Raw genomic sequence first — 12072 nt, 5'->3', positions numbered from 1 at the left:
GCTACTAGCCGCCAGGTAGCATAAAGCCTCCTGTAGAAAGCACGCACTTTTCCGCCTTTCCCTATCTTTTTTCGTAACGTGTAACTCAATGCGGCAGCGCGTAGGTCCCGGTGACGTGAGCCACCATTTCATCATTACCCTCACTGAACAGCTGTACTTCCAATACCGCAGCGCGCCGGCCCAACCGCAAGATCACCGCTTCAGCAATCAGATCCGCTGGCGCCGGGCGTGACAAAAAATTGATGTTCAGGTTCTGCGTTACGGCCATCTCCACCTGGCCCAACTCAGCCAAGATTGCCGCGTACATGGCCGCATCGGCCAGTCCCATCATGGTTGGCCCTGAGATACTACCGCCGGGGCGCAGGGTCGAAGGTCGAAACGGAGAGCGCAATCGCGCCCTTTGCTCCCCTACCGCTTCGATCTGCAGCCCCTCTTGCGAAGCCGCCGGCAAACCTTGGTAAATCAGATCCTGCACTTGTTGTGCATTCAGCATATCTATTTCTCAATTAACTCAGAGAGCCCAAGCATACGAAAGCCGAACAAATAAACACAGTGCAGGAAAACGCGGATGACTGGTTAGCCGTGCCCTTTGCCCATAGAATGGAGGGCTTATCGAATCAATTGGCCGAAGACTCCTTTTATGCGCACCTCCCAGTATTTGCTTGCTACCGTTAAAGAAACTCCTGCAGACGCCGTTGTAACCAGCCACCAGCTAATGCTGCGTGCCGGCATGGTCCGCAAACTGGCTTCCGGTCTTTATACTTGGCTGCCATCCGGGTTACGGGTATTACGCAAAGTGGAGCAGGTGATCCGGGAAGAAATGGACCGGGCCGGCGCTCAGGAAGTGCTGATGCCAGTGGTTCAACCCATGGAGCTGTGGGAAGAGTCCGGCCGCGCTCCGGCCTATGGCCCTGAACTGCTGCGTATTACCGATCGGCACAACAATCCCTTCTGCCTGGGCCCCACCCATGAAGAAGTGATCACCGACATGGTGCGCAATGAGCTGCACAGCTACAAACAGCTCCCCGCCAATTTCTACCAGATTCAAACCAAATTCCGTGACGAAATTCGCCCGCGTTTCGGCATCATGCGCTCTCGCGAATTCATCATGAAGGACGCCTACTCCTTCCACACTAATATGGACTCCCTGGCAGACACCTACCAGATCATGCACCGCGCCTACTGCGCCATCTTTGATCGCCTGGGCCTAGATTACCGCCCGGTAGAAGCCGATACCGGTGCCATCGGCGGGGCCGCCAGCCATGAATTCCATGTGCTGGCCGAGTCGGGTGAGGATGATATCGCCTTTTCCGATGGTTCCGATTACGCGGCCAATGTAGAACTGGCGGAGGCGTTGGCACCCACCAGCGAACGCCCGGCCCCAGGCGCGGCCATAGAAAAGGTAGACACCCCCAACGCTAAAACCATTGAAGAGCTGGTGACTCAATTCAACCTGCCCATTGAAAAAACCATCAAGACATTGGTTGTTAAAGGGGCAGAAGAAGGCCAGCTGGTAGCATTACTGGTGCGTGGCGATCACGAACTGAACGATATTAAAGCCGAGAAACTGGATGCCGTCGCCACACCGCTGGAATTTGCCAGCGAAGAGGAGATTCGCAAAGCAGTAGGTGCAGGCCCCGGCTCCCTAGGCCCCGTAGACCTACCATTTACGGTTATCGCTGATCGCAGCGTGGCAGTGATGAGCGACTTCGGCGCCGGCGCCAACGAAGACGGCAAACACTACTTCAATATCAACTGGGAGCGCGACGTGGCGCTGCCGCAAATTGCTGACCTACGCAATGTGGTGGACGGCGACCCAAGCCCAGATGGTAGCGGCACGCTGACCATCAAACGCGGTATTGAGGTTGGTCATATCTTCCAGCTGGGCACCAAATACTCCGAAGCCTTGGGTGCCACCGTACTGGATGAGAATGGTAAATCGGTGGTCATGCCCATGGGCTGCTACGGTATTGGTGTCACCCGCGTAGTCGCCGCTGCCATTGAACAAAACAACGACGACCGGGGCATCATCTGGCCAGAAGCCATTGCACCGTTCCAGGTGGCCCTAGTGCCGGTGAACATCAAAAAGAGCCCCCGTGAGAGAGAGCTAGCGGAAAAGCTCTACGCAGAACTCACCGCCATGGGTATTGAAGTATTGTTCGATGATCGGGAAAAAGAACGCTTGGGCGTGAAACTGGCCGACACCGAACTGCTGGGCATCCCCCATCGCATCGTGATCGCTGAACGTGGCATGGACAACGGCGTGCTTGAGTACAAGGGCCGCCGAGATGCGGACAAGACCGAGGTGGCCATGGACGAGATTGTGGCGTTCCTGAAAGAGAAGATGGGAATGAATTGATCATTAAGAATAGGTAGCTGTCGTAAGACAGTAAGTCATTCCTCGAAAAGCAAAGAGGCCGCGCCCATAGAATGGGCGCGGCCTCTTTGCTTTTGAGAATCACCAACGGCCCATTCGCGCTGTTATCAATTATCAGCTAGACCTTAACGCTCCGCTTTACCGCCATCACTTGGCTCATGGTATTGTCGCCGTGGGCCGTCAATTGCCAGAGCGGTAGGCCTCGGCTATCTTTTTCCGCGGAGCGGTTAATCAGCCCCAGTGCTCGCAGATGAATTTTCACCTGATTAAAAGCATGCGTTGCCAGCACCACGTTGCGTACCGCATGAGCTCGCGGAAAATCTGCCTGCACATCCCCCAATGCTTTACGGCCAATAAAACCTTCCAGAGCCTTCTGTAACACCGACTCAGCCACCGGGTTCAGCATTAGTGGCGCCACACAAGAAAACGCCTGGTCCCAGCTAATTTTAGTAGTCACCGTGGCCAGCTTACAGTCACCGCCCTCATAAACATTACAAGAATAATCCAGTGCCACCCGGTCCCCACCTCGGGCTAGAGTCCTCAATGGTGGGCGTGCTTGGTTAAAGGCCTCTTCCCGCTCTTTTTCGAGCATTTCAATACGCGCCTTCAGCGCTTCACTCGAGGCGCCGAGGCCCTCACCAACCTGATCGGCACGTACCCACCCCACCGCTTGGTGATCCCGAATAAAGTTAGGGATAACCTTACCAGCAAGCGCATTCAAGCCCGCTTCGGTACTCCACCGATAACAGACCACTTTTTCTTCTAGCAGGCGAACAAAATCGTCTCGTCGCACCTGCCCTTCACGGGTGGGCTCGCGTTGTGCTTCCGACAGCTCAGAAGGATTATCATGAATAAACGCGATGATAGGTTTGCGTTTAGTCGCGGCGAAAATGTACTCGCGATGTATCTCACTCAAGCCCATAGGAGAGAGCGTTCCGTAACGACCTCCCACAATCAGAATGAAATAATCACTGCTATCAATCAGCGTCTGGATGACCGGCAACAGCGTATTACATTCTGCAGCAGCACTGTCCAATCCGGTGGGAATCAGGCCACTAGCCAACATGGGCGGCATCAACGCCTGGCGCGCTCCCCGCATATCGGGAAACGTGGCGCTGATAAAGGCTTGATAGCATTTGTTGGCTGTCGCGCTCACCCTGATCATGACCTCATTCTTTGTAATTCCGGCCCATTGGGTTCGGTCGGCGGATGGTTATTAAAACGCCTGACTGCCCCGATCACAAGCCAGCCTGGTAGCCTGAAAGCCCAGCATACACCCGACATGGACATTTAACTGGTTCATGCTAGCCTGAGCCCAGTCTATAACGCGGCCAAGGCCGCTATAATGGCTGATTGCACCGGCGGCAAAGGAAGCCCACGCAGGCTTTGAAAAGCCCTTCCCCTTGCCCTATGGGGCTTTTCAACAACTTGCCCGCAATACACTTCCAAAGTTTACAGGAAAGGAACGCCATGCAAACCATTGCCTTTTACAACCTGAAAGGGGGTGTAGGTAAGACCTCAACAGCAGTGAACATTGCCTGGCATGCTGCTCGCTGGAAACACCGCACTCTGCTTTGGGACCTAGACCCACAAGGTGCCGCCAGCTTCTACTTGGGCGTAGATGATGGCGATGGCTACAAAGCAGGCAACTTGATCAAAGGCAAACAACCGATCGGCCGACTAAAACGGGAAACCCGCTGGAGCAACCTGGATGCTATCCCTGCCGATCTTTCCATGCGTAATGCGGACATCAAGCTAATCGAAAATGGCGGCGCCAAAAACCGCCTGAAACAATTGATTGCTCCGCTGGGGGAAAGCTACGAGCTGGTTATTCTGGATTGCCCTCCCACCTTAAGCCCGATGGCCGAAAGCATCTTCGCTGCGGTTGATTATCTGTTTGTCCCAGTGATTCCCACTCACCTGTCAGTGCGTGCTTTCCAGCAGGTTCTCGACTGGCTGGACAGCAAAAACTACAAGAACCTAACCGTAGTGCCGTTTTTCAACATGGTGGATCGCCACCGGGATCTACACGTGGAAATGCTGGTGAAGCGCCCCAAGGCAATGAAAGGCGGGCTAAAAACCTGGATTCCCTATTCCACTCACGTGGAGCAGATGGGCGACCACAGAGCCCCAGTAGGCGAGTTTGCCCCCTACACCCCAAGCGCCCAAGCTTTTCGCGCCATGTGGTTCGAGATTGTCGGAAAATTGAAATTATAGTTTCTCTAGGCGGGGGGGGCTTTTCGTGAGAGGCGAACCTCTCCTTACTTGGTAGCCCCGAGGACAAGTCCCAAGGGCACCAATGTGGCGCCAGAAAAAAGCTTAGTTCAGCATGGTCTGTGCCAGCACGCCCAGCATCGTCATGCACAGCACCATCCCCCATAGCGGCACCTTGCCGCTGTACAGCAACAATAAACCAGTCAACACCGCCAACAGATCCCAAACATCATGCACCGCGGAAACAAACACAGGCTGATAAAGCGCCGCCAACAGCAACCCAACCACTGCCGCATTGATGCCCGCCACCGCCCCGGCTAGTGCAGGACGAGAAGACAACCACTGCCAAGCGTCCATCAACCCCAACACCAGTAAGAAACCGGGCAAAAAAATGGCCAGGGTGGCAATCAATGCGCCCCACCACGGGCTAGCCGGCAATAACACAGCCCCTAAGTAGGAGGCCAATGAGAACATCGGCCCGGGCACCGCTTGCGCGGCGGCGTAGCCGGTGAGGAAGGCATCCGGGCTCAGCCGTGAGCCCACCAATTCCTGCAGCAAGGGGAGAACCACATGGCCGCCGCCGAAAACCAAGGCGCCGGCGGTGAAGAAATCATTCCACAGCGCCAGCAACGGTCCGTCAGTTAACAGCGCCGCCACCACTAATAGCCCAAACAGCACCAAAGGACGCCGCCGTAGCACGGGCTTGCCCACAGCTGGGCCGGCTAGCACTGGGCGCAACCAACGCCCCCCCACAATCGCCGCTAACAGCAACGCGATCACTTGCCCGTAGAGGGTAGGCCAACCGATTAACAGTAACGCCACCACCATTGCCAAACACCGGGTCAATTTATGGGTACAGAAGCGCCGCCCCATATTCCATACCGCATCAGCAACCACGACCACCGCCAGCCACTTAAGCCCGCTGATCACTCCCCCCTGCAGCCAGAGCGGCAATGCGTTGGCATAAAGGGCCAGCAACCCCATCAAGAGAAAAGACGGAAGCGTAAAGCCTATAAACGCCACAAAAGCGCCAGCCACCCCACCCCGTAACCGACCGATAGCAAAGCCCAACTGGCTGGATGCCGGCCCCGGTAGAAACTGGGTAAGCGCCAACAAGCGCGCAAAATCCTCGTCATTCAGCCATTGCAGTTGCACCACGAAACGCTGATGGAAATAGCCCACGTGCGCCGCCGGCCCGCCAAAGCTGATCAAACCCAACAACAAAAACTGCCGAAAAATATCGGTCATTAACTGCACTCACACCTATTATCAGTTGTACCCAAAACGCTACCACACCGTAGTGTCAGACGGATGTCATCGTTTCCGCCCTGCAGGTATACTCCCGACCATGCAATCCAATGCCCACTCCGTGCTCGAACATGTCTTCGGCTATCATCAATTCCGTGGTGAACAACAAACCGTTATCGATACCCTGATACAAGGTGACGACGCCTTAGTGCTCATGCCCACCGGGGGCGGTAAATCTCTTTGCTACCAGATTCCCGCACTGGTGCGCACAGGTACCGGTGTAGTGATCAGCCCATTGATTGCACTGATGCAAGACCAAGTGGACGCCCTTAAAGCGTTAGGGGTGAGAGCGGCCTTTCTTAACTCCACCCTGGCGCACGATCAGGCCCGGGCGCTGGAAAGCGCCCTGCTGCAGGGTGAGCTGGACATGCTCTACATCGCCCCCGAACGGCTCATACAACCGCGCACCCTGGCGCTGCTGAAACAGGCTGAGATTGCCCTGTTCGCCATTGATGAAGCCCACTGCGTTTCCCAATGGGGCCATGACTTCCGCAACGACTATCTGCAGCTATCCTTGCTGCACCGGGAATTTCCGGATGTGCCGCGCATTGCGCTAACCGCCACCGCGGACCAGCGCACCCGCACGGAAATCGCCGAGCGACTCGACCTAACTCAGGCACGGCATTTTGTCTCCAGCTTTGATCGCCCCAATATCCAGTACCGCATCGAACGCAAGGACGGCGCCCGCAACCAACTACTGCGCCTGCTGCGCGCAGAACACGCCGGCGAAGCCGGCATCGTCTACTGCCTGTCACGTAACAAGGTGGACCGGGTGGCTGAATGGTTATGCCAGCAAGGCATCAATGCCCTGCCCTACCACGCCGGGCTGTCTGGTCCCATGCGGGAAAAACATCAGCAGCGGTTTTTACGCGAAGACGGCATCGTCATGGTGGCAACGATTGCTTTTGGCATGGGTATCGACAAGCCCGATGTACGCTTTGTGGCACACCTGGATTTACCTAAAAGCATCGAGTCCTACTATCAAGAAACTGGCCGTGCCGGCCGCGACGGTAATCCGGCCACCGCCTGGATGGCCTATGGACTGGAAGATGCCATCAAATTAAAACAGATGCTCGCCCAGGGCAGCGGCAACGAGCAACACAAGCGCAATGAAAACCAGCGTTTGGAAAGCATGCTAGGGCTATGTGAAATCACCCACTGCCGCCGTCAGGCCCTGCTACATTATTTTGGCGAAACCCTGGAAAAACCCTGCGGCAACTGCGACACCTGCCTGCACCCACCGGAAACCTTCGACGCCACCGAGGCAGCTCAAAAAGCCCTAAGCTGTGTGTATCGCACCGGACAACGCTTTGGCGTCAACCATTTAATCGACGTCCTTACCGGCAACCGCTCGGACAAAGTCGCCAGCGCCGGCCACGACCATGTGTCCACCTGGAACATCGGTAACGAATTCAGCGCTACCCAGTGGCGCAGCATTTACCGTCAACTGGTAGCCCGTGGGCTTCTCACCGTGGACATGAATGGTTACGGGGCTCTCCAGCTCACCGATGCTTGCCGCCCTTATTTGCGCGGCGAGCAGCCCCTGCTCCTGCGCAAGGAAATCGCCAAAGCGAAGAAAGCGGGCCTGCGCAAAAGCCAATCCAACGTGGCAGAGGCCGACCGCACACTCTGGGAAGCGCTGCGCGCCTGTCGCAAACGGTTGGCAGAAGAAGAAGGCGTGCCACCCTACGTAGTGTTCCACGACGCCACCCTGATGGACATGCTCGCCATTCGGCCACGTAACCATCGGGAATTTTCCGCCGTAAGCGGGGTGGGCGATCGCAAACTGGACCGTTACAGTGACGACTTTTTAGCTGTCCTGAATGGCCACGCAGAGGGTAATGACAACGACGAGGCAGACGCTGCCGGCCCCGACAGCAACGACATTCTTACTCTGGCCCTGGCCAACATGGATCCACCCGCTATCGCCCGACAACAGAACGTGAACGAACAGACCATCTACCGAGCATTGAGCAAACTAATCGTGAGCGGTAAGTTGTCACTGGAACAAGCGTTGGGCCTTAGCCACGTAGAAATCGGTATTATTCAAGATGCCTTGCTTAGCCAAGCTAACTTGGCCGAAGACACGTTCAGCTACCGCCAGATCAAAGAACAACTAGCCGATGACTGGCCCACAGGCGTTCTTCATTGTGTACGTCAAGCCATTTTGGCGCAGTGCTAAACCTCCCTGCGCAGAAACACCGTCTTTTCCTCAGTGATCTCTGAATCCTGGCAGCTAACCATCTGCCCTAAACTGGTTATTTCACTCTTTTTCCGTGCCTCTCTTAAACGAACGCGGAAACTACAGTGTCAGGAAGTTTGATCAACGATGTACTAAGCCAATCTCGTAGCGGCTGTAGACCACCAGCAGGCCATACTCAACTTCGGCACGGTAATGATGACGCCGATGTAAGCAAAAAATTATACCGATACAACAAAATCCACTACTGGATTAGGCTAACGCAAGTACAAAAAACAAACAGCGGGAGGAGGAAAAAAAGGAACAGGAAGAATCTATACAGGGGAACATGCCAACCTCTTAACGGCCTAAACCGGTCATCGGCTTTACCAAGCATTACTCGTGTTCACCGCCCGGATCAGTTAGGCTTGCCGCCCTTTTCCAGCTGATCCTCCCAACTTCATGCATTTTTCAGATCTCGGGCTGTGTGATGCCCTGCAAGCGGCCGTCGCTGAACGTGGCTACGACACCCCTTCTCCTATTCAGGCTCAGGCCATTCCCGCCGTACTCTCTGGCCGTGATGTGATGGCCGCAGCCCAGACCGGTACCGGCAAAACCGCCGGCTTTACGTTGCCGCTTCTGGAGCGCCTGCGCACGGGCTCACCCGCCCGCAATAACCAAGTCCGGGCTCTGGTGCTCACGCCGACCCGCGAATTGGCCGCCCAAGTAGCAGAGAGTGTGGCCACCTACGGCAAGAACCTGCCCCTAACGTCCACCGTGGTATTCGGTGGAGTGAAGATCAATCCACAAATGCAACGCTTGCGTGGCGGTTGCGATGTGCTGGTGGCAACTCCGGGGCGCCTGCTGGACCTATACCAGCAGAACGCGGTGAAGTTTGATCACTTGGAAGTGCTTATTCTGGATGAAGCCGACCGTATGTTGGATATGGGCTTTATCCACGACATCCGCAAAATTCTTGCGAAACTGCCGCCCAAGCGGCAGAACCTGATGTTCTCTGCCACCTTCTCGTCGGAAATTCGCGCGCTGGCCAAAGGCCTGGTCAACGACCCGGTGGAAGTGGATATTAGCCCACGCAATACCACTACCGAACTGGTGACACAGTGGATTGCCCCGGTGGACAAAAAGCGCAAACCCGCTTTGCTTACCCATTTGATTCAAGAAAACGGTTGGTTCCAAGTGTTGGTATTCAGCCGCACCAAACATGGGGCCAATAAACTGGCCAAGCAATTGGAAGCCAACGGTATCGAAGCGGCGGCCATCCACGGCAACAAAAGCCAGAATGCTCGCACCCGGGCACTGGCTGATTTCAAGAGTGGTAAAGTCCGCGCCCTGGTCGCCACGGATATCGCCGCCCGTGGCTTGGATATCGAGCAGCTGCCTCAGGTCGTCAATGTGGACCTGCCCAATGTTCCCGAAGATTACGTGCACCGCATCGGCCGTACTGGCCGGGCCGGCGCCACTGGCCAAGCCATCTCTCTGGTCAGTGCCGACGAATTCCAGCAGCTCAAAGACATTGAACGCCTGACCCAACAGCAGCTGGAACGCAAAATTGTAGCGGGCTTTGAGCCTAGCGAACCCTTACCTACCGGCCGCGCGCCCCTTCCCCCCAAGAGCAAGCGCCCCAAGAAGCCTAAACCTGCCTCCGCAGGCAGGAACCGCAACGGCCAGCCCTCGGGTAACGGCCAGCGCGCCCAACAGGGCAGCAAGGGAAACCAGAGTGGTAATGGCGGCAATAGTAGCCATGGCGCCAAACCTGCCGGAAATGGACAACGCCGCCGTCGTCCCCCAGGCAACCGCCCCGCCAATGGCAACAAAGCCTAAATGCCGTGGCGAGACGCATAACGCCCGGCAACTGATGGCGAACAAAAAACGGGGCCTACAGGCCCCGTTTTTTGTACTCACGCCAAAACCTTAACGCTGGCGCAACAGGCTCTGATACTGCTCCATATAGGCCTTTAGATCGGCATCACTCAGGTCTTTCAAAACCTTGTTGTTCACCGCATGCATCGCTTTGCGGCTACCGTCCACCCCTACATTCAAGGCTTTCTGGGACACAAACCCCACCTTCACTTCCTTGGTATTGGCGACAAAAACCTCATCAATCACTTTGTCCGACACATCATTCATTGCACGGATTACCAGCGACACCTCTTCGGTTCCTTTACCCGCTGCACACAATTCAGTGGCCTTATGGAAGCGCTCGGCAAAATCGTCATCCACCGCAAACGCCATATACGCCTGGTTATCGTTATCGTCACCGGCCGGCCAGTACATCTCCTTTACATTGGCCAATACCCGCGAAAACTCTTTGCTCGTGATTTTTTTGAAAATCTGGCGAGTCAGCATGCTGGACGCCTTACTCCCCGTTGAAACGGCAAAATCGATCACTTTTTTCTGGCCGCCAGAAAGCTCGGTCCTGTTGGCCGGTTCCAAAAGAAGCAGGCTAATAACACGATCGGTCAGGTGGTCCACCATCTCAATAAACTTTTCTGCGCTATCTTTACGGTCGTTTTCAACCGCATGAATAAAATCTTCTGTGCTGTTCACCAGCGCCGGGTTTGCTGGAATCGCCACCACGTTTTTCATTGTTAGATCCTTGCTTTACAGGTCTGTGTGCCCAGGCCACCTAATGGGCGGCCGATCAAGTTGGCCATAATAACGGTGCCATGGGCGCAGGGGAAACGCCGATCAGGCCGGAATAACAAAGGCTATACGTATATGGGGCTAACGGGCGTCATGTGTAGCCGACTCTCGAGCTGCCGATCCACACCCGTTTGCCTGCTCCAACGCCGTGCCACACCAGTGATGCCGGCCCCAGCAGCCTGCGCAATGCTTCTGTTTGCTGGCATCACAAGCCATGCGCGGTACTCAAATACCCTCCGGCCCCAGATGCTGCGGGGTTCACATCATAAATAAAGACACACGTTTGTTGGCAAGCCGAGAAGGAGAAAGAGGCTTGCAGTCGGAGGGTATGCTGCAGCTAAATCAGACCCTCACCGGGTGCAGGCAGCGCCCCCTCCTTACACCAACCGGTAACCGATACTGCCCAGCACCGCCAGCACCACTATCCATTTGGCTGTCACATAGAACGGCTTGTTCTTTCTTTTTACGGACTTAAGGAACGCTTTGTAAGCCAACACCCCCTTGCCCAATTTGTTGCCAATACCCGTATGGCTGCTATCCACGTTATCGATCATGAACAAACGATTAAAGAACCAGCCAAAAAACCAATAGCTCTTCTGCACCCATTTAATTTTCATGGGCCGGTCCACGTCTGTCATCAAAATAATACGAGGCGTCTCGGTACGGTTCCAAGCGGAATGAATATAGGTTTCATCAAAGATAATACTGTCGCCATCACGCCAGATATAATCCTCTTCATCCACCGTCAATCCGCAGCCTTCATCGTTGGGTGTACTCAACCCAATGGAGTATCGCAAGGTGTAGGCAAAAGGATCATGGTGCCGATTGAGCTTCTTGCCCGGCATCAACACCGCGAACAAGGCGATATTCAGCGTCGGGATTTGCTCCAGCAGCGCCATGGTTTTAGGCGCTAAATTGTAGGCGGAGGGAAGCTTATTGTCGTACACCTTCAAGTAGAAGCTGGTCCAACGGTTATCCTTATAGAAGCTGCTAGCGGGCAGGTCATCCTTTGCCGTAATTAAACCACCTTGGTACAGCGCCACCGCCTCATCACGGATGGTTTCCCAGTTATCTTCAATCAGTTGCAGCTCCGGCAGATACGACAAATCGATACGCGGTGTGGTTGGCACTTTGGACAGCAAATAGGCGGGGATATTGAACGGCACCATAAAGGTGGAAAAATCCGACAACTGGCGCTTCAAGCCAAACGGCTCGCGATTACGCATCCGGATAAAAAGAATACAGCCGGCATAAATTAGCAGGCAGGCCAGAATCACTGTCATCAGCTTTTCCCTGGGTTCTGGGCAGACCTACTGCCCGAAAAATCGAC

General features: G+C 55.2%; 9 protein-coding genes. 4 read left to right on the top strand and 5 right to left on the bottom strand.

Annotated elements, in window-relative coordinates; genetic code table 11:
• Positions 1-85 precede the first annotated feature (85 nt).
• On the bottom strand, positions 86-493 hold the full coding sequence (locus ABO_RS03820; protein ID WP_011588024.1) for a PaaI family thioesterase: 408 nt from the start codon (positions 491-493) through the stop codon (positions 86-88).
• Positions 494-640: 147 nt separating this feature from the next.
• Here ABO_RS03820 and ABO_RS03815 point away from each other — a divergent pair, with 147 nt between their 5' ends.
• The gene (locus ABO_RS03815; RefSeq protein ID WP_035460828.1) at positions 641-2359 is read left to right on the top strand and encodes a proline--tRNA ligase; all 1719 of its coding nucleotides are present in this window, start codon (positions 641-643) and stop codon (positions 2357-2359) included.
• Between the two features lie 136 nt (positions 2360-2495).
• Here ABO_RS03815 and ABO_RS03810 read toward each other — a convergent pair whose 3' ends face one another.
• Entirely contained in the window at positions 2496-3542 is a 1047-nt protein-coding gene (locus ABO_RS03810) for a DUF4062 domain-containing protein (RefSeq protein WP_231483486.1), read from the bottom strand.
• 305 nt (positions 3543-3847) lie between these two features.
• Between ABO_RS03810 and ABO_RS03805 the strand changes: the two genes are divergently transcribed.
• Positions 3848-4594 (top strand): ParA family protein, encoded by a 747-nt coding sequence (locus ABO_RS03805; RefSeq protein WP_011588021.1) that lies wholly within the window; start codon positions 3848-3850, stop codon positions 4592-4594.
• A 102-nt stretch (positions 4595-4696) separates the two neighbouring features.
• On the opposite strand, the gene chrA is transcribed toward ABO_RS03805, so the two are convergent.
• A complete protein-coding gene (chrA, locus tag ABO_RS03800) occupies positions 4697-5839 on the bottom strand; it encodes a chromate efflux transporter (protein WP_041704899.1) in 1143 nt (380 codons plus the stop codon).
• Positions 5840-5939: 100 nt separating this feature from the next.
• On the opposite strand from chrA, the gene recQ reads away from it, so the two are divergent.
• Together recQ and ABO_RS03790 are read left to right on the top strand one after the other, a co-directional pair.
• On the top strand, positions 5940-8081 hold the full coding sequence (gene recQ / locus ABO_RS03795) for a DNA helicase RecQ (protein WP_011588019.1): 2142 nt from the start codon (positions 5940-5942) through the stop codon (positions 8079-8081).
• A 459-nt stretch (positions 8082-8540) separates the two neighbouring features.
• On the top strand, positions 8541-9920 hold the full coding sequence (locus ABO_RS03790) for a DEAD/DEAH box helicase (RefSeq protein WP_011588018.1): 1380 nt from the start codon (positions 8541-8543) through the stop codon (positions 9918-9920).
• A 90-nt stretch (positions 9921-10010) separates the two neighbouring features.
• Here ABO_RS03790 and ABO_RS03785 read toward each other — a convergent pair whose 3' ends face one another.
• Both ABO_RS03785 and ABO_RS03780 read right to left on the bottom strand, forming a co-directional pair.
• A complete protein-coding gene (locus tag ABO_RS03785; protein WP_011588017.1) occupies positions 10011-10685 on the bottom strand; it encodes a hypothetical protein in 675 nt (224 codons plus the stop codon).
• Between the two features lie 434 nt (positions 10686-11119).
• Positions 11120-12025 (bottom strand): aspartyl/asparaginyl beta-hydroxylase domain-containing protein, encoded by a 906-nt coding sequence (locus ABO_RS03780; RefSeq protein WP_011588016.1) that lies wholly within the window; start codon positions 12023-12025, stop codon positions 11120-11122.
• Positions 12026-12072 lie beyond the last annotated feature (47 nt).

This window comes from Alcanivorax borkumensis SK2, assembly GCF_000009365.1.
In the GTDB taxonomy this organism is placed as follows: Bacteria; Pseudomonadota; Gammaproteobacteria; order Pseudomonadales; family Alcanivoracaceae; genus Alcanivorax; species Alcanivorax borkumensis.
The sequence above is the reverse complement of the archived record's forward strand: the minus strand, read 5'-3'. Positions and strand labels throughout refer to the sequence as shown.